Annotated in this window: 28 protein-coding genes and 1 tRNA gene; 9 read left to right on the top strand and 20 right to left on the bottom strand. The window is 31.3% G+C overall.

Going from position 1 to position 26,274, the window contains the following annotated elements; genetic code table 11:
* The first annotated feature begins 51 nt into the window (after nt 1-51).
* Nucleotides 52-1,074 (top strand): metal-dependent hydrolase, encoded by a 1,023-nt coding sequence (locus AC28QF_RS06470; RefSeq protein WP_488201092.1) that lies wholly within the window; start codon nt 52-54, stop codon nt 1,072-1,074.
* Here AC28QF_RS06470 and AC28QF_RS06465 read toward each other — a convergent pair.
* Complete coding sequence (locus AC28QF_RS06465; RefSeq protein ID WP_488201093.1) at nt 1,071-1,709, bottom strand: MarC family protein; 639 nt, start codon at nt 1,707-1,709, stop codon at nt 1,071-1,073. The genes AC28QF_RS06470 and AC28QF_RS06465 overlap by 4 nt on opposite strands.
* A 212-nt stretch (nt 1,710-1,921) precedes the next feature.
* Between AC28QF_RS06465 and AC28QF_RS06460 the strand changes: the two genes are divergently transcribed.
* Nucleotides 1,922-2,380: an Lrp/AsnC family transcriptional regulator gene (locus tag AC28QF_RS06460; RefSeq protein WP_488201094.1), complete on the top strand. Its 459-nt coding sequence runs from the start codon at nt 1,922-1,924 to the stop codon at nt 2,378-2,380.
* Here the strand turns inward: AC28QF_RS06460 and AC28QF_RS06455 are convergent.
* From AC28QF_RS06455 to AC28QF_RS06440, 4 genes are all read right to left on the bottom strand, one after another.
* Nucleotides 2,375-3,475: a DUF4407 domain-containing protein gene (locus AC28QF_RS06455; RefSeq protein ID WP_488201095.1), complete on the bottom strand. Its 1,101-nt coding sequence runs from the start codon at nt 3,473-3,475 to the stop codon at nt 2,375-2,377. The two genes, AC28QF_RS06460 and AC28QF_RS06455, sit on opposite strands and share 6 nt — an antisense overlap.
* A 96-nt stretch (nt 3,476-3,571) precedes the next feature.
* Entirely contained in the window at nt 3,572-5,281 is a 1,710-nt protein-coding gene (locus tag AC28QF_RS06450; protein ID WP_488201096.1) for a M56 family metallopeptidase, read from the bottom strand.
* The gene (locus tag AC28QF_RS06445; protein WP_488201097.1) at nt 5,281-5,649 is read right to left on the bottom strand and encodes a BlaI/MecI/CopY family transcriptional regulator; all 369 of its coding nucleotides are present in this window, start codon (nt 5,647-5,649) and stop codon (nt 5,281-5,283) included. Before AC28QF_RS06445 ends, AC28QF_RS06450 begins: the two co-directional genes overlap by 1 nt.
* 436 nt (nt 5,650-6,085) lie before the next feature.
* Nucleotides 6,086-7,474, bottom strand: a complete 1,389-nt coding sequence (locus tag AC28QF_RS06440; RefSeq protein ID WP_488201098.1) for a dipeptidase — start codon at nt 7,472-7,474, stop codon at nt 6,086-6,088.
* 101 nt (nt 7,475-7,575) lie between these two features.
* Here AC28QF_RS06440 and AC28QF_RS06435 point away from each other — a divergent pair.
* Nucleotides 7,576-7,657: transfer RNA gene (locus tag AC28QF_RS06435), tRNA-Leu, on the top strand.
* 180 nt (nt 7,658-7,837) lie between these two features.
* Here the strand turns inward: AC28QF_RS06435 and AC28QF_RS06430 are convergent.
* Nucleotides 7,838-8,479, bottom strand: coding sequence for a TlpA family protein disulfide reductase (locus AC28QF_RS06430; protein WP_488201099.1), 642 nt, complete (start codon nt 8,477-8,479; stop codon nt 7,838-7,840).
* Nucleotides 8,480-8,690: 211 nt separating this feature from the next.
* Between AC28QF_RS06430 and AC28QF_RS06425 the strand changes: the two genes are divergently transcribed.
* Nucleotides 8,691-8,897, top strand: coding sequence for a hypothetical protein (locus AC28QF_RS06425; protein WP_488201100.1), 207 nt, complete (start codon nt 8,691-8,693; stop codon nt 8,895-8,897).
* A gap of 248 nt (nt 8,898-9,145) precedes the next feature.
* On the opposite strand, the gene AC28QF_RS06420 is transcribed toward AC28QF_RS06425, so the two are convergent.
* The 5 genes from AC28QF_RS06420 to AC28QF_RS06400 all read right to left on the bottom strand — a co-directional run bounded on the left by AC28QF_RS06420 (nt 9,146) and on the right by AC28QF_RS06400 (nt 13,624).
* Nucleotides 9,146-9,946 carry a DNA/RNA non-specific endonuclease gene (locus AC28QF_RS06420; RefSeq protein ID WP_488201101.1) on the bottom strand — a complete coding sequence of 267 codons (801 nt, stop codon included), beginning with the start codon at nt 9,944-9,946 and terminating at the stop codon, nt 9,146-9,148.
* Nucleotides 9,946-10,389 (bottom strand): acyl-CoA thioesterase, encoded by a 444-nt coding sequence (locus AC28QF_RS06415; protein WP_488201102.1) that lies wholly within the window; start codon nt 10,387-10,389, stop codon nt 9,946-9,948. Before AC28QF_RS06415 ends, AC28QF_RS06420 begins: the two co-directional genes overlap by 1 nt.
* Nucleotides 10,390-10,558: 169 nt before the next feature.
* Nucleotides 10,559-11,641: an ABC transporter permease gene (locus AC28QF_RS06410; RefSeq protein ID WP_488201103.1), complete on the bottom strand. Its 1,083-nt coding sequence runs from the start codon at nt 11,639-11,641 to the stop codon at nt 10,559-10,561.
* Nucleotides 11,631-12,920, bottom strand: a complete 1,290-nt coding sequence (locus tag AC28QF_RS06405) for a mechanosensitive ion channel family protein (RefSeq protein WP_488201104.1) — start codon at nt 12,918-12,920, stop codon at nt 11,631-11,633. Before AC28QF_RS06405 ends, AC28QF_RS06410 begins: the two co-directional genes overlap by 11 nt.
* Before the next feature lie 8 nt (nt 12,921-12,928).
* The gene (locus tag AC28QF_RS06400) at nt 12,929-13,624 is read right to left on the bottom strand and encodes a queuosine precursor transporter (protein ID WP_488201105.1); all 696 of its coding nucleotides are present in this window, start codon (nt 13,622-13,624) and stop codon (nt 12,929-12,931) included.
* 130 nt (nt 13,625-13,754) lie between these two features.
* Here AC28QF_RS06400 and fabD point away from each other — a divergent pair, with 130 nt between their 5' ends.
* On the top strand, nt 13,755-14,642 hold the full coding sequence (gene fabD / locus AC28QF_RS06395; protein ID WP_488201106.1) for an ACP S-malonyltransferase: 888 nt from the start codon (nt 13,755-13,757) through the stop codon (nt 14,640-14,642).
* Between the two features lie 60 nt (nt 14,643-14,702).
* On the opposite strand, the gene AC28QF_RS06390 is transcribed toward fabD, so the two are convergent.
* Both AC28QF_RS06390 and AC28QF_RS06385 read right to left on the bottom strand, forming a co-directional pair.
* On the bottom strand, nt 14,703-15,113 hold the full coding sequence (locus AC28QF_RS06390) for an MFS transporter (protein WP_488201107.1): 411 nt from the start codon (nt 15,111-15,113) through the stop codon (nt 14,703-14,705).
* Nucleotides 15,114-15,119: 6 nt separating this feature from the next.
* Nucleotides 15,120-16,271, bottom strand: a complete 1,152-nt coding sequence (locus tag AC28QF_RS06385; RefSeq protein WP_488201108.1) for a DegT/DnrJ/EryC1/StrS family aminotransferase — start codon at nt 16,269-16,271, stop codon at nt 15,120-15,122.
* A 70-nt stretch (nt 16,272-16,341) separates the two neighbouring features.
* On the opposite strand from AC28QF_RS06385, the gene AC28QF_RS06380 reads away from it, so the two are divergent.
* On the top strand, nt 16,342-18,723 hold the full coding sequence (locus tag AC28QF_RS06380) for a penicillin acylase family protein (protein WP_488201109.1): 2,382 nt from the start codon (nt 16,342-16,344) through the stop codon (nt 18,721-18,723).
* Between the two features lie 48 nt (nt 18,724-18,771).
* On the opposite strand, the gene AC28QF_RS06375 is transcribed toward AC28QF_RS06380, so the two are convergent.
* From AC28QF_RS06375 to AC28QF_RS06345, 7 genes are read right to left on the bottom strand one after another with little or no spacing between them, the layout of a single operon-like run.
* On the bottom strand, nt 18,772-19,065 hold the full coding sequence (locus AC28QF_RS06375) for a hypothetical protein (protein ID WP_488201110.1): 294 nt from the start codon (nt 19,063-19,065) through the stop codon (nt 18,772-18,774).
* A 3-nt stretch (nt 19,066-19,068) separates the two neighbouring features.
* Complete coding sequence (locus tag AC28QF_RS06370; protein WP_488201111.1) at nt 19,069-19,803, bottom strand: nitroreductase family protein; 735 nt, start codon at nt 19,801-19,803, stop codon at nt 19,069-19,071.
* A 35-nt stretch (nt 19,804-19,838) separates the two neighbouring features.
* On the bottom strand, nt 19,839-21,212 hold the full coding sequence (locus AC28QF_RS06365; protein WP_488201112.1) for an aldehyde dehydrogenase: 1,374 nt from the start codon (nt 21,210-21,212) through the stop codon (nt 19,839-19,841).
* A 4-nt stretch (nt 21,213-21,216) separates the two neighbouring features.
* The gene (locus tag AC28QF_RS06360; protein WP_488201113.1) at nt 21,217-22,248 is read right to left on the bottom strand and encodes an alkane 1-monooxygenase; all 1,032 of its coding nucleotides are present in this window, start codon (nt 22,246-22,248) and stop codon (nt 21,217-21,219) included.
* Between the two features lie 26 nt (nt 22,249-22,274).
* Nucleotides 22,275-22,961 carry an RluA family pseudouridine synthase gene (locus AC28QF_RS06355; protein ID WP_488201114.1) on the bottom strand — a complete coding sequence of 229 codons (687 nt, stop codon included), beginning with the start codon at nt 22,959-22,961 and terminating at the stop codon, nt 22,275-22,277.
* A gap of 33 nt (nt 22,962-22,994) precedes the next feature.
* Nucleotides 22,995-23,606 (bottom strand): ribosome biogenesis GTP-binding protein YihA/YsxC, encoded by a 612-nt coding sequence (gene yihA / locus AC28QF_RS06350; RefSeq protein WP_488201115.1) that lies wholly within the window; start codon nt 23,604-23,606, stop codon nt 22,995-22,997.
* Between the two features lie 15 nt (nt 23,607-23,621).
* Nucleotides 23,622-24,389, bottom strand: coding sequence for an alpha/beta fold hydrolase (locus tag AC28QF_RS06345; RefSeq protein ID WP_488201116.1), 768 nt, complete (start codon nt 24,387-24,389; stop codon nt 23,622-23,624).
* A 203-nt stretch (nt 24,390-24,592) separates the two neighbouring features.
* On the opposite strand from AC28QF_RS06345, the gene mraZ reads away from it, so the two are divergent.
* The 3 genes from mraZ to AC28QF_RS06330 are packed head-to-tail and all read left to right on the top strand — an operon-like array spanning nt 24,593 to nt 26,272.
* Nucleotides 24,593-25,060 carry a division/cell wall cluster transcriptional repressor MraZ gene (mraZ, locus tag AC28QF_RS06340; protein ID WP_488201117.1) on the top strand — a complete coding sequence of 156 codons (468 nt, stop codon included), beginning with the start codon at nt 24,593-24,595 and terminating at the stop codon, nt 25,058-25,060.
* The gene (gene rsmH / locus AC28QF_RS06335) at nt 25,047-25,943 is read left to right on the top strand and encodes a 16S rRNA (cytosine(1402)-N(4))-methyltransferase RsmH (RefSeq protein WP_488201118.1); all 897 of its coding nucleotides are present in this window, start codon (nt 25,047-25,049) and stop codon (nt 25,941-25,943) included. The genes mraZ and rsmH overlap by 14 nt, the downstream gene beginning before the upstream one ends.
* Nucleotides 25,943-26,272, top strand: coding sequence for an FtsL-like putative cell division protein (locus AC28QF_RS06330; protein ID WP_488201119.1), 330 nt, complete (start codon nt 25,943-25,945; stop codon nt 26,270-26,272). The genes rsmH and AC28QF_RS06330 overlap by 1 nt, the downstream gene beginning before the upstream one ends.
* The last annotated feature ends 2 nt before the right edge of the window (nt 26,273-26,274 follow it).

The following is a 26,274-nucleotide window of genomic DNA, read 5'->3' as shown; positions in this document are numbered from 1 at the left end:
GATTTTGTATAGAATTATACAAGTAGAATTCGTTTACTACATTTGCTTTATATGGATTCATTAACTCAGATTGTTTTAGGTGCTGCTTGTGGCGAATTAGTGCTTGGTAAAAAGATTGGAAATAAAGCATTATTGTTTGGCGCAATAGGTGGTACAATATCCGATTTAGATGTGTTTATTGGCGGATGGTTGTATGGTAATGAAATTGATGTTATGGCTTTTCACCGAGGGTTTATGCATTCAATGTTATTTGCTGTTTTAGGGTCTTTTCTCTTCGGATGGATAACTTTTAAATTATACAATAAAGGCAAACGTAGTGAAACAACGACATTGAAAAATTGGATTTGGCTTTATTTTTTAGCGATTTTCACGCATCCTATATTAGATAGTTTTACACCTTACGGTACACAATTGTTTTTGCCTTTTTCTGATTATAGAGTTGCTTTTAATAATATTTCGGTGGTAGATCCTTTATACACATTGCCGTTTTTAATATGTTTAGTTGTTGCGATGTTTTATAATCGAAAAAGAACAAGAAGAGCAGCTTGGGTGAAAGCAGGTATTTATATTAGTTCGGCTTATATGATATTTACTTTGATAAATAAGATTTATATAGATAGGGTGTTTAAAAAATCATTTGATAAAGCAGGTATTTCTTATAGCAGATTTTCTACACAACCAACAATATTTAACAATGTTTTGTGGTACGGAGTCGCAGAAACAGAGATGAATTATAAAATAGGGTTCTACTCATTATTTGACACCAAAGCAACAGTAGATACAATACTAACGATTCCTAAAAACAGAAAATTGTTAGATGTAAATCATCCAGATATAAAAACGCTAACTTGGTTTAGTAATGGTTATTACAATTTAGTACCAATAGATTCGTCAGAAAACGTAGAATATTTAGATTTACGCTACCCGTTATTAAATCCTAAAGATTTTACAACATCAGTATTTAAGTTTGAATTAAAAAAAGATGGAAGTCGCTGGGATATGGTTCCGTTTTCAGGAAATCCACCTTCTAAAAAAGACTTAAACGAGTTTTTAAAACGATTTTGGGGAGTTTAAAGCGCGCTAAAAATGTCTAACAATATTGGTTTTAATCCGCTAAAGAAAAACTCTACAGCAATAACCATAACAATTAATCCCATTAAACGCATCATAACATTAATACCAGTTTGGCCAAGTATTTTTATAATTTTTGAAGAGCTATAAAGTATTATATAAGTTAGCAAAATAACTAAGAAAGCAGTAAAAATTAGCGCTATTTTTTTCTCAATAGAATCAGCATCTTCCATCATAACAATTGCATTTGTTAGAGCTCCAGGGCCACAAATCATCGGAATTGCTAAAGGAGTTACAGAGATATCATTTACATAATTTTTTACTTCAGGATCCTTTAATTTTACTTTACCTAATCTTGCATGTAGCATATCCATTCCCATTAAAAAGAAAATTACACCACCTACAATTCTAAAGCTATTAACTGAAATTCCAAAAAAGTTAAATAATAATTGACCAGAAAAAGCAAAAATTAAAATAGTTATGAAACTAACTATCGATGCTTTTTTTGCAGTTTTTGTTCTATGATTCTGATCTAAATCAGCAGTCATAGTCATAAAAATAGGCATGGTGCCAAAAGGATTTATCAACGTAAAAAAAGATGTAAATGATAAAATTCCAAAAGCGATTACTTCATTCATAATTAAAAATAGAGTGTAAATTCTCTTTAGGCTATGAGTTTTGTTATATTAAAATTCATAACATGTTATTTAAATTACAAAACACTAGTTTTTTTGTTTTTAAAAAAAGATAAAAATTCAATTATAGATTATTTTACTATAAAATAGGATTATATTAGTTTTTAAAATTAAATTTTTAACTTTATCCTTTAAAATACCAATATAATATTCAGATGAAACTAGACGAAATAGATAAGAAACTTTTAGTATTACTTCAAAAAGATAGCAAGCAGACAACAAAACAGCTGTCTCTGTTCTTGGGTTTGTCGGTTACGGCTATTTATGAGCGTATAAAAAAGCTAGAAAGAGAAGGTGTAATAACACAATACGTAGCAATAGTAGATAAAGAAAAAATTGAGAAATCGTTTTTAGCATTCTGTCATTTAAAATTAGAGAAGCATGCTAAAGAAAATATTGTTGTTTTTGAAAAAGAAATCACGAAGTTAGAAGAAGTAACAGAGTGTTTTCATGTGAGTGGTAATTACGATTATATTTTAAAAATATATGTAAAAGATATGAATGAATATCGTGATTTTATGGTTAATAAATTAACCGCATTAAAACATATAGAGAGCACCTATAGTACTTTTGCTATTGGCAAAGTTAAAAGCTCTAAAGCAATAATTTTATAAAATATTTTGTTCGTTTTTGTAAAAAGTATCTGCTTGAAGTTTCATGAGATTACGCGCCATTTTTTGTTTGTAATTGTATAATTCCTCCTCTGTTTTTAAATCGGAATATACTTTATTGTTGATGTCAATATCAGTTTTTAAAATAGCTTCTCGTTGCTGTACTTGTTGTTGAATCCACGTTTTTATAATTGATTCCTGATTTTCGAGTTTATAATCATATTCTCCTTTAGAGCTGATGAGTTTCGAAAAAATAGGTGCAGTTTCAATAGCTAAAAACAATAAGAAAATAAAGAATGAAGGTAACCAAGGTAGTTTATTTAAGGCTTCAATACGCGCCATTAATCCGTCGAAATTAGAAATTATGGGTTGTGTTTTCGTTTCCGCTAATTTCTGATTTTCTTGTAAGTTAACGATCGCTAGCTCTTTCGCTTTAATTTTATTATTGTTTTGCTCTTTTAGTAGTTGTAATTCAGCTAAAGCAGCATCGTGTTTGGCTCTTTTTTCTTTATACACAGGGCCTTTTCCTAAGCGTTTGGTTCCTTTTGTACCTTCAGCTTCTGCAATATAAGTTTCATACAAAGCTTCTGTTTCGTCTGTTTTTGTAAGAACTTCATTTTTTAAAACGTCAATTTCAGAACTGATATCTTTTATTTCGGGTGTAAATTGTTGTGCAATTTGAGATTTATTAGCTAATGTCATTTTGTTTTTCTCGGTAAGCAAAACTTGATTTATTTCTTTTTCGAAAATCTTTAATTCTAATGGTTTTGAAATTACCACGGCAATAATAAATGCTAAAAGTAACCGCGGAATTACCTGTATTATTTCTTGACGTTTTGAATCTCTTTTTTTGATGGTTGAAACAATAAACCTATCTAAATTAAAGATTAATAATCCCCAAAAAAAGCCAAAAAAGATAGCTGAGTATATGTTATCGAAAACAGTAAATAAAGCATAGCTACAAGCAATTGTTGCCATTAACGCTGTAAAAAAAACAGTAGCACCAATACCTGCATATTTGTTTTGCTCTCCGTTAGCGCAATCTTTAATTAACTTTAAATCTACTCCCGAACAAATAAGGAAAAACTGTTTTAACATAAAAATAAGTGTATACTATAAGAACGACACTTTTAAATAAATGTTACAAAAAAAGCCTCAATTTAGAGGCTTTTAACATAAACTAAGATAGCTATCTTAGTTTTTAGTAGTTATATAAATTTTTCTAGACCCATCTTTGTTTTTTATGACATTCATTTGGTCAATTTGTTTTGGATCAAGTTTATTTAATTCTGTTTTACTGATTACTTTTTTATCTAAATAATAGGTTACATCTTTATTGGCTGTATCGTATTTTAATTCAGAGATTTCTTTATTACTTAAGTTTTTTATTTTATCAATATTAACTGTTTGTTTTAACTCTTTCCCTTTATTGTCAACTTGTTTTCCCCAACGATTAAAGTATAAAGTTTCTCCTTCTTTTTTTATATAATATATGGTTTGATTGTTAACCTTTATCCAACCTTTATTCTTATTGTCTTTACTTGTAAACAATATTGTTTTTTTTGTATCATTATTTTGAGTTGATACATTTAATCCTTTCTTATTCTTTACTAATTTAAGGACTTCTTTATGAGAAACCTTCTTGCCATCAAAATAAAAAGTTGCGTTTGGATGTTTAAATACCAATTCTTTTGCACTAACTGGTGGAGGTGGAGGAGGAATGTTCGAAACCTCACCTTTCTTTACCATTGGGGCAGGTGGCGGTGGAATATTAGATTTTTCACCTTTTTTAATTACTTTTATACTTGCAGGCCTTGGTGGCGGAGGCGGTAAAATGGTATCTTTATTCTGTATACTCAACTTAAGAGCATTTGCATTTTCTAATTTCAGATTAATATCATCTAAAACTGATTCTGAAGCAATACTTTGTTTTGAAGATCCTCTTTTAATAGGTGCGTCTATATATTTTTTCTTCGGAGTCTCTTTAATTGTTATCTCTTCAATTTTAAACTCGTTTTTTAAAGGAACCTCTTTTGTAATTTCTTCAGTAATTGTTTCTTGTGCTTCAACTCTTTCGGCAAACAAGAATAAGAATCCTAACGTAACTGGTATTACAGCCAGTTTTTTTAATAAGATTCGGGTTGGTGAACTTTGTTTTGTCATCATTAGTAATCTTTTTTTAGTTAATAAATAATTCAAATTACTGGCCAAGTAATAATCGTTGTTCCAAGCTGTTTTTTGCAATAATAAATATTGATACTCAGAAATGTTTTTATGATTAGTAACCACTTTTGTGTCTGCTAAAAATTCGTGATTTAATTGTATTGTTTTTTTTAAGAAGTAAAAAATAGGGTTAAACCAAAAAACGATTTTTAAAACCTCAATAAGCAACACATCAAAAGTGTGTTTTTGTGTAGCATGCGTAAGTTCGTGCGTGAATAATTCTTTTTCAATTTTCTGCGAATTATATGCTGCTTTATTGATGAAAATGTAATTCCAAAATGTATACGGACTTATTTCATCATCAACTAAAACCAACGTTGCTTTTTGATGTTTTGTCGTTGTGTTTTTTCTTGTTTTCTGATAAATAGCAACTACATTTTTTATAAACCGAATTAATAAAATCATCGATATAAAAATTGAGAAGTATATGAAGTAATTAAAATAATTAACAGGTGTTTCAAAAACAATAGATTGCTGTGTTGTCAGTTGCGCAGTTTCTATAATTTGTAAAGGAGCAACTTTTGTGTAAATTATAAATAACGGCGCTAAAAATGAAAATAACACACTGCCTAACAAATAAAAACGATTGAATTTGTGCATTTTTTCTTTCTCTAATACCAAATGATAAAAAAGCAGCAGTAGCGTTAAGCAAATTCCAGATTTTATGAAATAACTAATCATTATTGTTGTTTTTTAATTTGACTATCGATAATTTTTTTTAGGCTTTCTAATTCAGAAACAGATAAATCAGTTTCTTTGGTAAAGAAAGAAGCAAACTGACTAGCAGAATCATTAAAGAAATTTTTTATCAATCCGTTTACGTGCTTCGAGAAATAATCTGTTTTTTTAACTAACGGATAATATTCTCTAGACTTTCCGAATAAATTATATGCAATAAAACCTTTGTCGTTCATCCTTTTTAATAAAGTAGCCACAGTTGTTGTTGCTGGCTTAGGTTCTGGAAACTCCGCTAATAAATCTTTCATAAAAGCCTTTTCTAGTTTCCATAATAATTGCATTACTTGTTCTTCAGATTTTGATAATTGCATAGTATATTTCTTTATTGCTCTACAAACATAGAGTAAATATTTTAATTCTACAAGTGTAGAGTTGTAATATTTGCATTGATATTGATTTTAAAATGGATAGCTCTGTTTGCGTTAAGGATTGAAACGGCATCCTTTTTTACAGATTTTATCAGTGAGTAGCGGGTTTGGTGTAAGTAAAAAACGTACTAAAAATAGTATTGAGTTGAAGTTTTGGTAAAAAAGATATAGAGAAAAGCCTGCCGTAATTATTCTTAAAATAATTACGGAACGCCCAATTTCTGGATACAATTTTATTTCATACTTCAATAAAATCACTCGAAATGACAAGCATAAAAAAAATCCGCTCATTGCCGAACGGATTTTGTTTATGATGATAATGTCTGTTCGAGCGAAGTCGAGAACTTTTAAAACTTTACAACTGCACTCAAAGTGATATTTATTTAGATAACTCTGTAAAATATTTATAAAAATGAGGAATTGTTTCAATTCCTTTAAGGTAATTCCATACTCCAAAATGCTCGTTTGGTGAGTGAATTGCATCCGAATCTAATCCGAATCCCATTAAAATAGTTTTACTTTTTAGTTCTTGCTCAAATAAAGCAACGATAGGAATACTTCCTCCGCTACGCTGTGGAATTGGTGTTTTTCCGAAAGTTTCGGTATACGCTTTGCTAGCCGCTTTGTAAGCGATGTTATCGATAGGTGTAACATAACCTTGCCCACCGTGATGCGGCGTAACTTTTACGCTTACAGATTTCGGAGCAATGCTTTCGAAATGATTTTTAAACAATTCGGTAATTGCTCTCCATTCTTGATTTGGCACTAATCGCATTGATATTTTAGCATAAGCTTTACTTGCAATTACTGTTTTTGCACCTTCACCGGTATAACCTCCCCAAATTCCGTTTACATCTAAAGTAGGGCGAATAGAATTGCGTTCGTTGGTTGTATAACCAGCTTCACCATGTACATCTTCAATCTTTAAAGCATCTTTATATTTATCTAAAGAAAAAGGTGCTTTTGCCATTTCATCACGCTCTTCACGAGATAATTCTTCTACATTGTCATAAAAACTAGGAATAGTAATATGGTTATTTTCATCATGTAATGAAGCAATCATTTTTGTTAAAATGTTGATTGGGTTTGCTACTGCACCACCATATAAACCTGAGTGTAAATCGCGATTTGGACCCGTAACTTCAACTTCTACATAACTTAAACCACGTAAACCTGTAGTGATTGATGGAATATCGTTAGCAATCATTCCTGTATCAGAAATTAAGATAACATCGTTGGCTAATTTTTCTTTGTTTCTTGGTACAAACCAAGCTAAACTTTCAGAACCAACTTCTTCTTCACCTTCAATCATGAATTTTACATTACAAGGTAAGTTTCCTGTACTTGTCATGTATTCCATTGCTTTTACGTGCATGTACATTTGTCCTTTGTCATCACAAGCACCACGCGCAAAAATTGCACCTTCAGGGTGAATGTCTGTTTTTTTAATAACAGGCTCAAAAGGAGGCGAAGTCCATAAATCAATAGGATCTGCAGGTTGCACATCGTAATGACCATACACCAAAACGGTTGGTAAATTTGGGTCAATTATTTTTTCACCATAAATAATAGGATATCCAGGAGTTTCGCAAATTTCTACTTTATCACATCCCGCTTTTTCTAAACTGTTTTTAACAAGATCAGCAGTGTTTAATACATCTTTGCTAAAGGCTGGATCTGCACTTACTGAAGGGATTTTTAATAAATCGATAAGCTCGTTTATAAATCTATCTTTATGTTGTGCAATATATTCTTGTACGTTTTTCATGTGTTGTAATTTAGTATGCATCAAAAATAATAAAAATTTTGTGCTTCTCCTTTGTAGTTTACAAGTATTGTTTATATTTGCAGCCACAATTAAATTTGTATGCGGGTGTGGTGGAATTGGTAGACACGCCAGACTTAGGATCTGGTGCCGCAAGGTGTGAGAGTTCGAGTCTCTTTGCCCGTACAGATTAAAAAAAGCTTCTCATTTACGAGAAGCTTTTTTGTTGTTTAAAAGTTGTTGTAATTATTTAAAACTTCATTTTCGGTTAACTGTTTAATAATCATAGATTATATCTCGCGTTTTAATAAGAAAAACACTTACTTTTTTATTAAACACATTAATAGAAACTATCATTAAGTTACTTTATTTAGTATTATAAGCTGGATTTTGCAATAGTTTGTCGATGATTTTTTCATAGCCTGGATCATATTCTAAAGTTTCCTTCGATTTTGATAATTTATTTCCGAATCCAGTTTTTACATATTCTACGATTCCCTTTTGATTGATGATAAGTGTTGTTGGGTAGCGACTTATATTAAATAATGATGAAATTTCATTACAATCAAATTTGATGTTTTTTTCAATATTTAAAGTTTTCTCTGTGCATTCTGGAATAATTTCATATTCGATTTTAGCTTTTGCAAAATCCTTTCGCATTGTTGAATACATGCTAACGGAATCACTATTAAAATCAATTAAATCTTGTTTAACATTCGGAGCTATTGATAAGAGGATGAAATTTTCTTTTTTATATTTTTTTTGCAATTTATTCAAGTACTTTATTTCTTTCATACAAGGCATGCAACGAATAAACCAGAAATTTAAAACAACTACCTTCCCTTTTAAAGCATCGTCATTCCATGTATTTCCTGAGATACTTTTATTTAATATTTCAGGCATTTTAATACCTATTAAATCTTTAGGTGTTTTGTTAATCGAGTCATTAGATTGTGCGTTGATAACTAAAATAGTGAACAAAAAGAAGAGAGATATTGTTGATTTCATTATTAATGTAAATTTATTTAATACTTTAAAAGTACATTTTTTTTGCTTACAAAGTTTAATCAAATAATTTTTTAGTTTTTAATGAAGGTGCTTAACCTTATAATTCTTATTAATTAAATATTTTACGGTTTTACCATACTTATTTTATGGTTTTTTTTATTTTTTTATTTTTATAATTGTTTAGTTTTGAGAAACTTAAAAAATTTAAATTATGTTAAAAAAAATTTCAAACTTAGGTGTAGTTTTAAGTAAATCTGAGCAAGTTGAAGTATTAGGAGGTAAAGGTAATTGGGCAGTAAGATGCAAAAGTGGGGTTTTAATTGAAAACGCACCTGATGGGAGTTCCGAAACTGCTGCTTTCGCTTGTAAAAATCAAGGAGGATCTTCTTATTCGATTTGTGCAGGATTTGACTGTTAATAAAAACTAAAAAACAAGGTTGTATATGGTACAACTTTGTTTTTCACTTTAAGGATTCTGTTTTATAACTACAATTTTTCTAAGCTTTCAATATGCATATATTGAAGACTTAAAGAATAAATAGCAAAATATTATTTGTACGGAATCAAATGCAGGATGTAAAAAATTTAAAATTGATTAACTTTGTGTTTACTTATTATTATACTTAATAGCTCAATTCACATAAAGTTTATTAAAGTTATATTCAATTACCTAAAACTCCAATTTTTATAATTACTAGAAGCTTCTAGTTTTGTTTCGATAGCATCTGGTAATTTAGGGAAAAAATCGATTCCGGTTTTTTCTTCTAAAACATCAATAGAAACTACAAACTTATATAAAGGTTTATTACTTTCTTCATGAGGAAATAAAAAAGCAACAGCCTTTATTTCTGGTTGTGTATAATCTAATAGTATCTTATAAAATTCGTTAGGAACACTAACTTTATTTTTACCAATAGTTTTTAAACCTGGTTTTAAAACGCCACCAGTTATAACATATAAATGTTGATTCTTTTTAGCCCAATGCCGTGTTTTTTGCTCTAATCTATTCCAAATACCAGCATTAAAATCGTGTTTCTGTGGCGAAATATTAGAGGTGTAAAAAGTTTCATCGTGTGCTTCTTTAGAGTAACGTTTATCCGCAGCAGGACATAAATGCCCTTTATCATACCCAGATTTTTTATAACTCCCCCAATTGGCAGATTCTGTCTTAACTTTCGGGTCGTTAATAAAATAAGGACGCTTAAAATCATTATATACAATATCATTTTTACTTAAAGGATACGCAACCCATTCCGCTTGTTCGTGTTCTTCATGATAAGATAACTGATATCCATCATGTTTTATAATAACACCTGTTGTTGAACTAGGTAAATAATTAAAACCATTTACATCTTCAATTACTATATCCGCAGGAAAATCAATAGCATTTTCTTGAGGTTTTAAATAATAACCAACGATTAAAACGATAATAGCAACTGCTAATTTTATTTTTTTAGAAGTACTCATTAACTTTTTAGCAGAATCTCTTTAAAGTCATCCGTTTTTTCTACTTGATCAAAAATTGTTTGAAATTTTGTTGGAGGCACCGATAGTTTTCTCTTTACTAAATCTAACCAAGCTCCGTACACGGTAATTACTGCCGATAATTTCCCTACTTCATTAAAAACTTCATGTTGTATTTTCCAACGTTCTCCTTTACTCGATAACCCAATCACTTTAAGATTTACAGAAATATCGGTTCCCATATGAACTTCACGTAAAAATTTGGTGTTCTCCTCAAATAAAATCGGACCTGTTTTTTCTTTTGTGAAATCCTGAATCGTAATATTATGTTCTTTAAAAAAACGCAATCTTACCTCTGCAGCATAATCGTTGTATGCTGTGTGTCGCATATGTATATTGGCGTCGAAATCTGACCATCTTGTTTTAAACTCTACACTAAAACTCATTTTTGTATTTTTTTTGAAAAGCGAAGATACAAAATTTCAATTTTTTAGCGTTACCACAAGGGTCGGGCTTTTCGTACTCGCTTTTTGTTCGTGCCTCACAAAAGAGCTCAAACAAATACTATAATCCCTAACGTAAGTGCAGTTATTAACTTTTAGCGAAGTCTTAAAATTAAGATTTTACATCTAAAGCATCACGCAGTGTATTTCCTATCAACATAAAAGCCATTACTAAACTCATAATTGCCAAACCCGGAATTAACGCTAAAAATGGTTTTCCTAAAATAATATAGTTATAATGATTTTTAATCATGGCTCCCCAAGACGGAGTAGGAGGTTGCGCACCGATTCCTAAAAAACTCAAGCCACTTTCTATTAAAATTGCCGCAGCAAAATTAGCCGCAGATATTACAATTATAGGTGCTAAAATATTTGGTAATATATGTTTAAAAATAATTCTGAAATCAGAAAAACCTAAGGCTTTTGCAGCTTCAACATATTGTTGCTGTTTGGTGGTAATTACTTGTCCGCGTACCACACGAGCAACTTCTACCCACATTGTTAAACCAACAGCAATAAACACTTGCCAAAACCCTTTTCCTAATGCTAAAGTGATGGCGATTACTAATAATAACGTAGGTATGGACCATGTAATATTAATAATCCACATAATAAAATTATCAACTTTTCCTCCAAAATAACCCGCGATTGCTCCAACCGGAATTCCGATTATCAGCGAAATAAACACGGCAATAAATCCGATAAAAAAAGAAATTCTTGCTCCGATTAATAACCTGCTTAATAAATCGCGTCCATATTTATCGGTACCAAACCAAAAGGTTTTTTGCTGAATATATGCTGTAGGTTGATTCTTAAATAAAGATAACGGATAGGTTTTTGCTAAACCGTCGGAATATTTTAAAATTGCTAATTGATTCTCTGTTAGGGTGTATGATTTTATGGGTATTTCGGTAGGCGAATGCTGTTTTCCATCCATAAAAACAGAAAACCAAGATTGTTGTTCTTTTGATTTTGACGGAATACTAAGCATCATTACAGAAAATCCTGGAGATTTAGAGTGAATTTCTAAATGCATCTGGTTTGCAGCGTTGCTATTGTCTGGCGCAATCAGGTAACAAAAAACAGCTGTTAATCCGCACAAAACGATAAACAAAAAGCTAAAAACACCAATTTTACTTTGCTTAAATTTTTTGATTGCTAATTGCCATAAAGAATTGCTTTGATTATTTTTCACGTACAGTATTTTCTTTTTTAGTAACCGAAAGATCTCTTAGGTTTTGGATGTCAATACTTGATGGATTTTGAAAAATTTCTAAATCGAAATATTTAACCGAAGCTAAAATATGATCAAAAATATTAGCCATAACACGTTCGTAATCTTCCCATACTTTTTCTTTACTAAAAGCATAAATCTCTAAAGGAATTCCGTTAGGCGTTGGTTCTAATTGACGAGACATTAATAGCATTTCTTGATTTATTTGAGGATGATTTTGAATGTAATGATCTAAATATACCCTAAAAGAACCAAAATTAGTTAGGTTTCTACCGTTTAATAAAACTGTTTTATCAATGTTATGTTCGGTGTTGTAATCATTTACCTTACCACTTGCTTCATTGATATAATCAGTAATTAAATCAATTTTTTTGAAATTTTCGATATCTGATTCCGTTAAAAAACGAATACTATTTATTTTAATTAATATAGCACGTTTAATTCTTCTTCCGCCAGAGTTACTCATTGTTCTCCAGTTTTTAAAAGAATCGGATGTTAAATAGTAGGTTGGAATACTAGAAATGGTATTATCAAAATTTCTAATAATAACCGATGTTAAGTTAATCTCTACAACATCACCATCAGCGCCATATTTATCCATAGTAATCCAATCCCCAATTCTAACAGTATCATTTACGGCTACCTGAATACTTGCAACAAAACCAAGAATAGTGTCTTTAAAAATAAGTAGTAATACCGCAGAAAATGCTCCTAATGCAGTTAAAAACTTAATAAGAGGTTTTCCTGTTAATACCGAGAAAGATAAGATGATACTTATAAGCCAGAGTGCAATCATAAAAATTTGCACATAACTATCTAAAGGTTTGTCTTTAAAAGCATCTGTAGTTCTTAAAAAGTCTTTTACACTATTAAGTACGCTTTTTAAAAACCAAACAACAGAAAATATAATGGCAATACTAAGAATGCGCTCGGAAGCCGATAATACATTAGGGAAATCTGCTAAAAGTTCTTTTATGAAGTTAAATACAATGATAAGGATAATACTTCTAGAAAGATTTAAAAACACCCTGTTTTTAATAAGCATATCGTCTAACTGAGTGCCTGTTTTATCTGCTATTTTATGGATAGCTTTTCTACCAACATACCTAATTACTCTAAAAAGAATAAAGCCTAAAACAATAAAAAGAATAAGATTTGTTATAAGATTTAGATAGGTTGCTAATGTTTCAGAAAGCGATAATTGCTCTTTAAATATTCTATAAAAAAATTTATCAGACATAATTTAATTTAAGAGTCAAAAGTAGGTATTTCTTGGCCAACTTTTAAATTGAATTTTTTTCGAAACCAAAAAACAATAAGGTATAAAAAAGGAGTATCAAAGGCAGCTATAATAACTTTAAACAAAAATCCGCTAATTAATAAGCTTGTAAAAATATTCCAAGGAAGTACTTTAAAAGAACATAACAAAAACACTACAGTAAAAGTGTCTATAAACTGAGAAAGAAAAGTAGAGAAGTTATTACGTAGCCATAAATGTTTTCCGTTGGTTAAGTTTTTCCAATAATGAAAAATTCGAATATCAACAAACTGAGCAAATAAATAAGCAAGCATAGATGCTAAAACAGCTAGTGGAGATAAACCAAATACAGTAGAGAAGGTTTTGTTATCAATAGGAGAGCTATTAATTGCAGGAGTATAATCTGCAACTAAAATAATTAGCATAGAAAAAAACGATGCAAAAATACCGGCGATTACAACCTGATTGGCTTTCTTTTTTCCGTAAATTTCAGATAAAATATCGGTAATTAAAAAAGTAATTGGGTACGGTAAAATTCCTGCAGAAATTTCAAAACGATATAAATTAAATGGTTCCCAGTAAAAAAATTTCTGAAAAATTAAGTTAGAAGTCACCAAAGAAGCAATAAATAATGCTGCTAAAATTAAATAGATAAGTTGAGCTTTATTTTTTAAATATTCAGTCATAGAACAAAATTACTAATTAATAATGATTTTAAAAATGTGTATGTTTGCAACTTATATTAAACGATAATTAAAAGACAAAATCTTCTTTATCGATTATATCAAAAAATAATAATAAATTAGAGAAAAACAGATGAAAGCATATATTTTTCCGGGTCAAGGAGCACAATTTACAGGTATGGGATTAGATTTATATGAAAAATCTCCATTAGCTCAAGAACTTTTTGAAAAGGCAAACGATATACTAGGTTTTAGTATTACAGATGTAATGTTTGAAGGTACGCCAGAAGCTTTAAAAGAAACAAAAGTAACCCAGCCAGCCATATTTTTACATTCGGTGATTTTAGCAAAAGTATTAGGTGATGACTTTAAGCCAGAAATGGTTGCGGGTCATTCATTAGGAGAGTTATCAGCTTTGGTAGCAAACGGAGTTTTATCTTTTGAAGACGGATTAACATTAGTTTCTAAACGTGCTTTAGCTATGCAAAAAGCATGTGAGATTAAGCCATCTACAATGGCAGCTGTTTTAGGTTTAGAAGATAAAATAGTTGAAGATACTTGTGCGGAGATTGACGGAGTTGTAGTTGCTGCAAATTATAACTGCCCAGGGCAATTGGTAATTTCGGGAGAAGTAGAAGCAATAGAAAAAGCTTGTGCGGCGTTAACTGAAAAAGGAGCACGTAGAGCTTTGGTTTTACCTGTTGGAGGCGCATTTCATTCGCCAATGATGGAGCCTGCTCGCGAAGAATTAGCAAAGGCAATTGAAGAAACTATTTTTAGTGAGCCAACGTGTCCGGTATATCAAAATGTCGTTGCAAAAGCAGTTACAAACCCTACAGAAATAAAAGAAAATTTAATGGCGCAATTAACGGCTCCAGTAAAATGGACACAGTGTATCCAAGCAATGATTGCTGATGGAGGAACTGAGTTTGTAGAGGTAGGTCCTGGTAAAGTATTACAAGGTCTTATGCGTAAAATAGATAGAAGTGTAGCGGCTAGCGGTGCTAGTGTTGAAGCTTAGATAAATTATTTATAAAGTATTAAAAAAGCGAACTCAATTTTGAGTTCGCTTTTTTAATATCTATAATTCAGGATTTTTAATTTTCAAAAGCTGATATATTTTATCTTCTTTAGGCGCTAAAAGAATCATATAAAATAAAAGAATAACTCCAAATAATAAAAATTCAGGTTTTAAAAATAAAATTAAAAAACAAGCTCCTTCTAATACAGCCCATTTAATAATAGAAGCGCTTTGATAAATTGCAAACTTTTCATCATCACTATCACTTTCTTTTATTTTGTTCAACGTATTTTTAAATAAAAAATTACTCAACACGTAGGCAGCAGCAGGAATAAAAGAATAGATTAATGAAGCATTGTCTATTTCTAAATTTAAAATATTTTTAAAATCACCAATTAAAAAATAAGCTAAAGTAACTCCAGCTATTAATGCGAGGTGAATTATTTTAAGTGTTTTTATTTTTTGATTCATAGCTTTTTATTGAATAAAGGCATTGATTTTTTCTGTAATAAAAGCTAATTGTTCTTCATCTAACTCAGTATGCATTGGTAATGAAATTACTTCGTCAATTAACTGATTGGTAACCGTAAAATCATTTTCATTATAACGTTCATCTTTATACGCTTTTTGAGCATGTAAAGGAACAGGGTAATAAATTGCATTCGGAATATTATTATCTAATAAATACTGGTGTAATTCATCACGTTTTCCATTTGTAATTCTTAAAGTATATTGATGAAAAACATGGCAGTTACAGGTATCGCATATATTGTTACCACAAGAGCTAGTTGATGGTGTTATTATATTAGTATTACTAGCAAAAGCATTGTTGTAAAATGTAGCAGCTTTTCTACGGGCATCACAAAAACTATCTAATAAGGGTAGTTTTATTTGTAAAACTGCAGCTTGCAAACTATCTAAACGAGAATTTACACCTACTACATCATGGTAATAACGTTTGTACATTCCATGATTTACAATTCCTCTAATAATATGAGCTAAATCATCATCGTTGGTAAAAATTGCACCACCATCACCATAACAACCTAAGTTTTTAGAAGGGAAAAATGACGTTGTACCTACATTACCAATAGTTCCAGATTTCTTTTTTGTCCCGTCAGAAAATGTATAATCTGCACCAATTGCTTGAGCATTATCTTCAATAACAAATAGGTTATGCTCTTTGGCAATATCCATAACCGCTTCCATATTTGCACACTGTCCGAATAAATGAACAGGAACAATAGCTTTGGTTTTCGGTGTAATTGCTTTTTTTAAAGCTTCAATATCGATGTTAAAAGTATCAGCATCAACATCTACTAAAACCGGCGTTAATTTTAACAACGCAATTACCTCTACAGTAGCGGCAAAAGTAAAATCTGCAGTAATAACTTCATCCCCTTGCTCTAAGCCTAATCCCATCATTGCAATTTGCAAAGCATCGGTTCCGTTAGCACAAGGTATAACATGTTTTACATCTAAGTATTTTTCTAAATCAGTTCCGAAGCCTTTAACTTCAGGGCCACCAATGTAATAAGCGGTGTCTAAAACACTTTCGAAAGCCTTATTTACTTGTGGTTTTATTTTTGCGTATTGACCTTGCAGGTCAACCATCTGAATTTTTTTCATTTAACATGATTTTATAGAATTCAAAAATACGAATTAAATTTCTGTTATCTTTGAACAAAATCTTTAGTAAATGAAGTTGTTTAAGAAACTTTTTAAAATTATATTGATATTATTAATTTTAGTAGTCGCTGCCGTTTGGTTGTTTTCTAGAACTTTACACCCTACTTATAGCGGAGAGTTAGAGTTATTTACCATTTCAGATAAAGTTACCGTGTATTATGATGAGGTTGGTGTACCGCATATAGAAGCTAAAAATCAACAAGATGCTTATACAGCTTTAGGTTATGTGCATGCGCAGGATAGACTGTGGCAAATGGAGTTGATTAGAAGAATTGCTGCAGGAAGATTGGCTGAGGTTTTTGGAAAAGAACTGCTTAAAACAGATGTTTTTTTCTCTGGATTAGGAATTGAAGAAGCAGCGAATAAAACGATTCATAATTTAGATAGAAATTCTGAAGCATATAAATTAACAGAAGCTTATTTAAACGGAATAAATCAGTTTATAGAAGAAGGAGCCACTCCGTTAGAATTTTACTTAGTAGGTCTCGAAAAAGAAAAATATACGATTAAAGACGTGTATAATGTATTCGGTTATATGGCCTTTAGTTTTGCTGTTGCTCATAAAACAGATCCGTTACTAACAGAAGTAAAAGAAAAACTAGGCGATGCTTATTTTGAAGAACTAAACGGGGCAAATTTCGAAAATCTTACATTTATCAAAAGTGAGAAAAAAACTGAAATGAATGCTAGTTTTGCACAGGCAATGAATACATTATTAGATAAGTTACCAATTTCACCTTTTATAGGAAGTAATTCGTGGGTTTTAGGACCTGAGAAAACGAAAAACGGAAAAGTAATTTTTGCTAATGATCCACACATTGGGTTTTCACAACCTTCGGTTTGGTATCAATCACATATTAAAACTCCAGATTATGAGATATACGGATTCAATTTAGCGTTAACTCCGTTTCCTTTATTAGGTCATAATCGTGATTATGCTTACGGATTAACAATGTTTGAAAACGATGATGTTGATTTTTATTACGAGCAAAACAATCTCAATAATCCGATGGAATATAAAACTCCGTTAGGATATGAGAAATATAAAATAATTGATAAAAAAATAAAGGTTAAAGGTGATGTTGATACCACTTTTCAAGTAAAAGTAAGTAAGCACGGGCCTGTAATGAATGGTTTAATTGATTTTATTGATGATGAGCGACCAATTGCAATGCAATGGATTTACACTAAATTAAACAATCAATTATTAAACGTTTCTTACGAAATGTCGCACGCTAATTCGTTGCAAGAGTTTAAAAACGGAGCGAGTAAATTACATGCTCCTGGATTAAATATAATGTACGGAGATGCCAAAGACAATATAGCTTGGTTTGCTTCTGGTAAATTATATAAGTACAGAGATAGCCTAAACACAAAACTGATTTTAAACGGAGCTTCAGGAAAAGACGAAATTAAAGAGTGGTTAGATTTCGAAGAAAATCCACAAGCGATAAATCCGAGCTTAAATTATGTGTATTCAGCAAATAATCAGCCAGATTCTATTGCAGGAATGCTATATCCAGGTTATTATTTATCAGAAGATAGAGCAAAAAGAATTGTTGATTTGTTAGCTCCTAAAAACGATTGGACAAAAGAAGATGTTGGCAAAATGATTTATGATGTTACCTCGCCAGTGGTGCCAGAAATTATTATGCATTTAACCAGAAGTGTAAATAGGTCTCAGCTTACACCAAGTGAGAAAAAAGCATTTCATATTCTAAAAAATTGGAGAGGCTATTACGGAAAAGAAGAAATAGCACCTGTTATTTACACTCGTTTGTGGTATGAGTTTGTTAAGAATACTTATAAAGATGAAATGGGTGCGGCTTTTAAGCAGTTTGCAAATACACCTTTAGAGGAAAAAGCAGTAGCGAGTCAGGTAAAGAAAGAGCAATCTGTTTGGTGGGATGATATTACTACCAAAAAGGTAGAAGATAAAGAAGCTATAGTAACAAAGTCTTTTCAGAATACGGTTACTTTTTTACAAAAACAATTGGGCGAAAACGTTGAGGGTTGGTATTGGAAAAGAGTAACTTCGGTAGAGTATGAGCATCCAATAGGAAAAGCGAGTGGATTATTGCGTAAGTTTTTTAATGTAGGACCTTTTGAAACAAATGGAGGAGATCAGGTAATTAACAATCAAATTTATACAATTGATAGTACAGGTGTTTATAAAATAAAAGCAGGACCTTCTACACGAAGAATTGTAGATTTTTCTGATGTAGAAAACAGTATTGCTATTTTACCAACAGGGCAATCGGGTAATGTATTTAGCGCGCACTATAAAGATCAAGCTAAAAAATATTTAAACGGTGAGTTTGTGAATATGAAATTGAATCAGTCGAACATTAAAGAAAGTAAAAATAGATTGATTTTTTCTCCGAAGGATTAACAACTGTTTTAGTTAAAGCTAAATAAAATACATAAAAAAGAGAAACTGTTAATTTATTACAGTTTCTCTTTTTTTATTTAATTTAAGTAAGCTGTCGTTTGTTTTTAAAAACTTTAACTCAACTTTTATTATAGAATCTCTGTGGTTTTTTGTTTTAATAGGAATCGTGTCTGATAGCGTAATTATTTGATGCATCCACTCTTGGTGTTTTTCAATAATATCTTCACCTTTATTTTGATTTATAGTATTAAACTTCCTTACAATATTATAGGATATGGTAAGGAATAAGATCATTGCAACGCTGACTCCTATGAAAATGAATGTAATTTTTTTACGAGTCATTTATTAAATTTCTTTATAAACATCATTAAAAGGAATTCTAAAACGCTCACCATATACGCCTTTATCTGTTCTAATACCACAGCTAACAATCATGTTAATTTTCGCGCCTCTAGGTAATTTTAATAAGCGCTTTACACGCCAGGTGTCAGAACCTTCCATCGGGCAAGTGTCATAACCTTCAGCAGCCATAGATATCATGAAGTTTTGTGCTGCTAATCCTGTAGTTTTTTGTGCTACTATTCGCATATCACTATTACGAACCTCACGATATGTTGGTCTAAATAAGCCTGTAATTAATGTTACCAAGTATTTTAACCAACCAAAAATTCCTAAAAAATCGAAATAGATAAACGGAATCACTTTTCCGTAATAATTTCTAGCTACTTTTTCTCTACTGCTTTGTGTTTCTTTCGCATTATCTTTTCCAAAAGTTTTATCCATAAATGCTAAATTTGCTTTTGCACGTTTTCGCCATAAATCTTTTCGAGTAACAAAAACAACTAATTGTTGTGCGGTTTTTGCTGCATTTTGATTAAAACACATCGGCGCAATTTTAGCAATAGTTTCTTTAGAAGTAATATGATAAAATTCCCATAATTGCATATTACTACTCGTAGGAGCTAAACTTGCTAGTTCAATACATTTTTTCACGATATTAGTATCAATAGCTTTTTCTGGGTCAAATATTCTTACAGAGCGACGATAATTAATTGCCGCTGAAACTGTTTTTTCTGCCATCTTTTATGTTGTTTCGTATTTTAAATAGTGGGTAATTAACTTATCTTCATTAAGAATTTTAGTTGTTTAAGCTTTCCTTTGTAAGGTGCGTAACGGGTAGGAACATCCAACCAGTTACCTCTTGTAACTACACCCTTTTTATGAGAAAAGGTATCAAATGTTTTTTTACCATGATAACCTCCAATTCCGCTTTCACCAACACCTCCAAACGGTAAGCGATGGTTTGCAAAATGAACAGTGGTATCGTTAATTGTTCCACCACCAAAAGAATATTTAGCAATCATTTTTTTTGCGAAACGGCTTCGTGTTGTAAAAACATATAAGGCTAACGGTTTGTCGTATTTAGCAATAATAGCATCGAATTCTTCTTCTGTTTCGTATGAAATTAAAGGAAATATTGGTCCGAATATTTCACCTTTCATAACTTCACTGTCTAAACTAGGTTCATCAATAACAGTAGGAGCTATATAGTTGTCATCTCTATTTATTTGTCCTCCAATAGTAATTTTTTCACCTTGTAAAAGTGCGGCAAGTCTATCGAAATTACGAGTATTTACAATACGTGGGTAATCTTCAGAGGTTTCTGGGTTTTCACCATAAGCATTTGTGATTTCCTTTTTAAAGTAATTTATAAATTCTTCTTTTACTGATGTATGAATCAATAAATAATCAGGAGCAATACAAGTTTGCCCTCCATTAATAAATTTACCCCAAACTAAACGTTTAGCGGCCAATTTTATATTAGCGGTTTCATCTACAATACAAGGGCTTTTTCCTCCTAACTCTAATGTAACAGGCGTAAGATATTCTGCGGCAGCTTTAGCTACAATTTTACCTACGGGCACACTTCCTGTAAAAAATATATAATCCCAACGTTGTGCTAATAATTCTTGAGAAACAGCAACACCGCCTTCTACTACTGCAACATGGTTTTCATTAAAAACAGCTTCAATAATTTCTTTGGTTACTTTACTTGTGTGAGGTGTTAATTCAGATGGTTTTAAAACAACATTATTTCCTGCTGCAATTGCTCCTAAAAGAGGTGCGAAAGCTAATTGATAAGGGTAATTCCAGGGTGCAATAATTAATACTGTTCCGTAAGGTTCGCTATGAATTTTTGCAGAAGAAGGAAAGTTTAATAAAGACGGTAAAACACGTTTTGGTTTACTCCAAGAATGAATATTTTTTATAGTCATTTTTAGCTCGGCTAAAACAATAGATGTTTCTGTCATCAATGCCTCGTACTCCGATTTTTTAAAATCATTATAAAGTGCCGCAACGATATCTTTTTCTCTTTTGATAAGTTCTTTCTGAAGTTTTTTTAATGCGTTTTTTCTAAAGGAAATGTCTTTAGTTTGTTGCGTTTTAAAAAAGTTTTTTTGGGATTTAACCAATTGTGATATATCCATAAAATTAAATTTCTTGTAGTTTTTTATTCATTACTAAAAACCATAAAGGCGGAATCAAAGAAAGCAGCATCATACCAGGATAACCGGTTGGCATTTGCGGACTTTCAGGAACCGTTTTTAGTAATTGATAATGTTTAGATCCGTTATAATGATGGTCTGAATGACGCGATAAATTAAATAATAATACTTGCCCGATTACATGATCAGAGTTCCAAGAATGTATTCTTTTTACACGCTCGTATCTTCCGTTTTCAAGTTGTTTTCTTAATAAGCCATAATGTTCAATATAATTTATTGTTTCTAGTAATGCTATTCCGAAAACGGCAGCTCCTATAAAAGAGAGTAGTACAAAGGGAGTAAAGATTAAATATATTAATCCGAGAAATAATAGGTTACAAATAGTATAAATAACCATTCTGTTTTGGTGATGAAACCAATTTCTATCAGTATTTTTTAAACGTTGATTTTCGCTTTGCCAAGCTTGGTAATAACTGGTAATGTGTGAGCGTACCCAAAATAAATATAAAACTTCATTTTTTCTGGCAGTTGCAGCGTCTTTTGGCGTTGCAACATTTAAATGATGGCCTGCATTATGATAGGGTAGAAAATGTGTGTTTAAAGATGTAAGTAATAAAATTTCTCCTAAAAACTCGTCAAAGCGATTATTGCGATGACCTAATTCATGACCAACATTTATACCTATAACTCCGCACATAACTCCTAAAGCAAGAATACGACCTGTAATTTCTGTGGTTGTTAAATTAACTTCTTGAATAGCATAAAAAAACCATCCAAGAAATAGTAGTTGAATAGGTATTGTTGCGTATAAAATTAGTGTATATAATTTATTTTCTTTTTCGATAAGTGCTTCTTCTTTATTTAAATTTTTTTTATCTGTTTTAAAAAAAAGTTCAGCAAAAGGAACTGCTCCAAAAAAAGTGAGTATAGGTAAGAAAGTAATCCATCCTTTATTGGTAAAGGCCAAAAACACTGTAATTGGTAAAATAACTATTGATAAATATTTAAGGGCTTTCATACTTGAAATTTCCCTAAAGATACAACTTAGAAACAAGCATCCCAAATAGCTTCTTTTGGGGTTGGAGCGGTAATTTTTACCAGCTCTTTACTTACCGGATGAATAAACTCAATTTTACGAGCATGTAAATGAATGCTACCGTCTTTATTACTTCTTTTTGCGCCGTACTTTAAATCACCTTTAATAGTCGCGCCAATATTTGATAGTTGTACGCGAATTTGATGATGACGACCGGTTTCTAAATCAATTTCAAGTAAAGAATAATTATCTAGTTTTTTAAGAATTTTGTAATGAAGAATCGCTTTTTTACTACCGTCAATTTCTTTAGAGTATGCAGTAGATTTATTGTTTTTAGGATTTTTTTTCAAAAAATTAATAAGAGTGTCTTCGCTTTTCTTTGGTTCGTTTTTTACAACAGCCCAATATGTTTTTTTGATGGTTTTTTCGCGAAGCATCTTATTTAAGCGCTCTAAAGCTTTTGAGGTACGCGCATAAATTACAACGCCAGATGTAGGCCTGTCTAATCGATGAACGGTTCCTAAATAAACAGCGCCAGGTTTGTTGTATTTATCTTTGATGTATTCTTTAACAACGTCTGAAAGTGGTTTGTCTCCTGTTTTATCACCCTGAACAATGTCACCGGCTCTTTTGTTAATAACCACTAAATGATTATCTTCATGTAAAACTTGTAGATTGTCTTTGTTAGAATGCATTTTTAAAGTATCACTTCGAGCTTGGTCGAGAAATTATTGAAAATCTTTAGCTATAGCCTCATTAGTATCGTCAATGAATTTTAAAAATTCATCACGTCCTACGCCTGTTTCAGCTGAAGTAAGAAAAGAGGTTGGAAGAATTTCCCAATGTTTTAATAATTTCTTTTTATAAGAAGCAATTTGTTGATTTATTTTAGAACTCCCTAATTTATCCGCTTTTGTAAAAACGATTCCAAAAGGAATTTGGTTTTCGCCTAAAAACTGCATAAATTCTAAATCTATTTTTTGCGGGTCATGACGAGAATCTATCAAAACAAACGTAAAAACTAGCTGTTCCCTTTCTTTAAAGTAGTTTTCAATAAAAAACTGAAAAATAGTTCTTTTCTTTTTAGAAATTTGAGCATAACCGTAACCAGGTAAATCAACTAAAAACCACTCTTCATTTATTTTAAAGTGATTGATAAGTTGTGTTTTTCCAGGTTTACCAGATGTTTTAGCTAAACTTTTACGTTCCATCAACATGTTGATTAACGAAGATTTACCAACATTAGAGCGGCCTATAAAAGCGTATTCAGGTATTCTATCCTTTGGTGCTTTCATAACATTACTGTTACTCATCACAAAATCGGCAGATTTTATTTTCATAAATACTAGGTTGTGCTATTTTATATTTCTTTTAGAAAGCCAGCTTTCTAAAATATTATTAAATTCTTCAGGAGTTTCCATCATTGCTGCGTGTCCACATTTGTCAATCCAAAATAAATCTGAATCTGGTAATAATTTGTGAAAATCACTCGCTACTTCAGGCGGAGTTACACCGTCTTGTTTTCCCCAGATAAGGCAAGTTGGTTGCATCATGTTTGGTAAGTCATTTGCCATGTTATGACGAATGGCGCTTTTAGCGATAGAAAGTGTTTTTAAGGCTTTAACTCTATCGTTTACAATGCTATAAATATCATCTACTAATTCTTTTGTTGCTACTTTTGGATCGTAAAAAACTTCTTGAGCTTTTGTTTGAATATATTCATAGTTTCCTCTCTTAGGATAACTATCTCCCATAGATTTTTCATACAAGCCAGAACTACCAGTTAAAACCAGCGCGCCAACATCTTTTGGGTAATGCTTTGTGTAATATAAAGCAATATGACCACCTAAAGAATTTCCTAAAAGAACAACGTCTTTAAGTTCTTTGTACTCAATGAAATCATGTAAATAACTAGCTAAGTGTTTTACATTTGTTTTTAATAGCGGTAGCGTATATAAAGGTAATTCAGGAATTAAAACTCGATATCCTTTTTTAGAAAAATATTTAAAAGTTTCATCAAAATTACTAAGAGCCCCCATTAATCCGTGTAGTACGATTAACGCTCTTCCTTCACCTGCTTCTGCATATGTAAAATCGCCTTCTTTCTTTAAAAATTCAGTCATTGATATTATAGGTTTGACTTAACCACAAATGTAGTCCTTTTTTGTTAAAATTTCACTTTTATTATTTCATACTCATTACCGAAGTTAACCTCTCTTACTGTCAGTTTTTTAGCTTAAAATTTAAAATTTATCAACAAAGTGGTAAAAAGTGGTAAAAAGTGGTAAAAAAACTTTATTTTTGATGCAAACTATGAGCGTGCAACGTGGTAAATTTAATTGGAACATACGAATGTAAAGTAGATGCTAAAGGGAGGTTGATGATGTCATCGGCTTTTAAGAAGCAGTTATCTGCTGTGTTGCAAGATGGCTTTGTGGTTAAACGGTCTGTTTTTCAGCCATGTTTGGAGTTGTATCCAATGAAGGAGTGGGATTTAATGATGCAAAAGATTAATAAATTAAATCGATTTGTAAAGAAGAATAATGATTTTATTAGAAGGTTTACGGCGGGTGTAAAAACTGTTGATGTAGATGCTTCGGGTAGGGTTTTGATACCAAAAGATCTCTGTCAGTTTGCAGGTATAGGAAAGCAAGTGGTGCTATCTTCTGCTGTAAATATTATTGAGATTTGGGATAAAGATAAGTACGAGAAAGTAATAGATGATGCTGTTGTTGATTTTGCTGATTTAGCGGAAGAGGTAATGGGAAATACAGAGGTAGATGAATTATCATAGTCCAGTTTTGCTGAAAGAAAGTGTAGATGCGCTTAATATTAAAGAGGATGGAGTGTATGTTGATGTTACTTTTGGTGGCGGTGGTCATTCAAGAGAAATATTAAATAGGTTGGGTAAGAACGGAAAGTTGTTTGCTTTTGATCAGGATCCTGATGCGCAACAAAATAAAATTGATGACGAGCGTTTTGTTTTGATTGGAGAGAATTTTCGATTTATATCAAGATTTCTTCGTTTTTACGGAATTCGTAAAGTAGATGGTGTTTTGGCAGATTTGGGAGTTTCTTCTCATCAGTTTGATGAAGCGGAAAGAGGTTTTTCTACCAGATTTGATGCTGATTTAGATATGAGAATGGATCAGAAATCAGATTTATCAGCAAAAAAAATCATCAATAAATATAGTGAAGAAAGATTAGCCGATGTGTTGTTTTTGTATGGGGAGTTAAGAAATGCCAGAGCATTAGCAAAGAAAATTATTGAGGCAAGGCAAGAGGAAGAAATTGCTACAAGTTTTCAGTTAAAAGAAGTTTTAAAAGAGTTTCTGCCGCAGGCTAAAGAACATAAGATATTAGCGCAAATATTTCAGGCGGTAAGAATAGAGGTAAATCAAGAGCTTGAGGTTTTAAAAGAATTCTTGCAGCAAATGCCAGATATGTTAAACGAAGATGGGCGTTTAAGTGTTATTTCTTATCATTCGTTAGAAGATAGGTTGGTAAAACGATTTATAAGAACTGGTTTGTTTAGTGGTGAGCCAGAAAAAGATTTTTATGGAAACATTAGTGTTCCTTTAAAGAAGGTTGGTAAAATGATTATACCAGCTAGAGAAGAAATTAAAGCGAATAATAGAGCAAGAAGTGCTAAGTTAAGAGCAGCAACACTTAAGTAATGTCTAAAGTAAGAGAGGGTGTTTATGGTGTTTTGCGAGGGCGTTTCTTGACAGATGACAGTTCTTTCAATAATTGGCGGATATTAATTTTTGTGGTAGTACTGTTGTTAATCATGATATCGAGCTCACATAGTTTGGATGCTAAAGTTGTAAAAATAGCGGAGCTAAATAAATTGAAAAGAGAATTTAGGGCAGAAGATTTTGATACGAGTACGGAGTTAACAAGAATGAAGTTAGAAAGTAGTATTCGGAAAAGAGTAAAAGAAAAAGGTTTGTTTCCGGCTGAGAAACCTCCTCAGAAAATAAAAGTAACAACTAAAAAAGAATAGAT

This window comes from Tenacibaculum sp. M1.3A, from assembly GCF_057732375.1.
Note: the sequence above shows the minus strand (reverse complement) of the source record. Positions and strands in the feature narration are given on the sequence as shown.

Bases quoted from the DNA above. Each gene is read 5' to 3' on its own strand.
- AC28QF_RS06345 (WP_488201116.1), bottom strand. From the start codon at position 24,389: ATGACTGAATTTTTAAAGAAAGAAGGCGATTTTACATATGCAGAAGCA.
- AC28QF_RS06470 (WP_488201092.1), top strand. From the start codon at position 52: ATGGATTCATTAACTCAGATTGTTTTAGGTGCTGCTTGTGGCGAATTA.
- AC28QF_RS06450 (WP_488201096.1), bottom strand. From the start codon at position 5,281: ATGATTAGTTATTTCATAAAATCTGGAATTTGCTTAACGCTACTGCTG.
- AC28QF_RS06360 (WP_488201113.1), bottom strand. From the start codon at position 22,248: ATGAAAGCCCTTAAATATTTATCAATAGTTATTTTACCAATTACAGTG.
- AC28QF_RS06370 (WP_488201111.1), bottom strand. From the start codon at position 19,803: ATGGCAGAAAAAACAGTTTCAGCGGCAATTAATTATCGTCGCTCTGTA.
- AC28QF_RS06375 (WP_488201110.1), bottom strand. From the start codon at position 19,065: ATGACTCGTAAAAAAATTACATTCATTTTCATAGGAGTCAGCGTTGCA.
- AC28QF_RS06430 (WP_488201099.1), bottom strand. From the start codon at position 8,479: ATGAAATCAACAATATCTCTCTTCTTTTTGTTCACTATTTTAGTTATC.
- AC28QF_RS06415 (WP_488201102.1), bottom strand. From the start codon at position 10,389: ATGAGTTTTAGTGTAGAGTTTAAAACAAGATGGTCAGATTTCGACGCC.
- AC28QF_RS06400 (WP_488201105.1), bottom strand. From the start codon at position 13,624: ATGACTGAATATTTAAAAAATAAAGCTCAACTTATCTATTTAATTTTA.
- AC28QF_RS06355 (WP_488201114.1), bottom strand. From the start codon at position 22,961: ATGCATTCTAACAAAGACAATCTACAAGTTTTACATGAAGATAATCAT.
- AC28QF_RS06445 (WP_488201097.1), bottom strand. From the start codon at position 5,649: ATGCAATTATCAAAATCTGAAGAACAAGTAATGCAATTATTATGGAAA.
- AC28QF_RS06440 (WP_488201098.1), bottom strand. From the start codon at position 7,474: ATGAAAAACGTACAAGAATATATTGCACAACATAAAGATAGATTTATA.
- AC28QF_RS06455 (WP_488201095.1), bottom strand. From the start codon at position 3,475: ATGTTAAAACAGTTTTTCCTTATTTGTTCGGGAGTAGATTTAAAGTTA.
- yihA (WP_488201115.1), bottom strand. From the start codon at position 23,606: ATGAAAATAAAATCTGCCGATTTTGTGATGAGTAACAGTAATGTTATG.
- AC28QF_RS06425 (WP_488201100.1), top strand. From the start codon at position 8,691: ATGTTAAAAAAAATTTCAAACTTAGGTGTAGTTTTAAGTAAATCTGAG.
- AC28QF_RS06365 (WP_488201112.1), bottom strand. From the start codon at position 21,212: ATGGATATATCACAATTGGTTAAATCCCAAAAAAACTTTTTTAAAACG.
- fabD (WP_488201106.1), top strand. From the start codon at position 13,755: ATGAAAGCATATATTTTTCCGGGTCAAGGAGCACAATTTACAGGTATG.
- AC28QF_RS06420 (WP_488201101.1), bottom strand. From the start codon at position 9,946: ATGAGTACTTCTAAAAAAATAAAATTAGCAGTTGCTATTATCGTTTTA.
- AC28QF_RS06460 (WP_488201094.1), top strand. From the start codon at position 1,922: ATGAAACTAGACGAAATAGATAAGAAACTTTTAGTATTACTTCAAAAA.
- AC28QF_RS06330 (WP_488201119.1), top strand. From the start codon at position 25,943: ATGTCTAAAGTAAGAGAGGGTGTTTATGGTGTTTTGCGAGGGCGTTTC.
- rsmH (WP_488201118.1), top strand. From the start codon at position 25,047: ATGAATTATCATAGTCCAGTTTTGCTGAAAGAAAGTGTAGATGCGCTT.
- AC28QF_RS06465 (WP_488201093.1), bottom strand. From the start codon at position 1,709: ATGAATGAAGTAATCGCTTTTGGAATTTTATCATTTACATCTTTTTTT.
- AC28QF_RS06385 (WP_488201108.1), bottom strand. From the start codon at position 16,271: ATGAAAAAAATTCAGATGGTTGACCTGCAAGGTCAATACGCAAAAATA.
- AC28QF_RS06380 (WP_488201109.1), top strand. From the start codon at position 16,342: ATGAAGTTGTTTAAGAAACTTTTTAAAATTATATTGATATTATTAATT.
- AC28QF_RS06405 (WP_488201104.1), bottom strand. From the start codon at position 12,920: ATGTCTGATAAATTTTTTTATAGAATATTTAAAGAGCAATTATCGCTT.
- AC28QF_RS06390 (WP_488201107.1), bottom strand. From the start codon at position 15,113: ATGAATCAAAAAATAAAAACACTTAAAATAATTCACCTCGCATTAATA.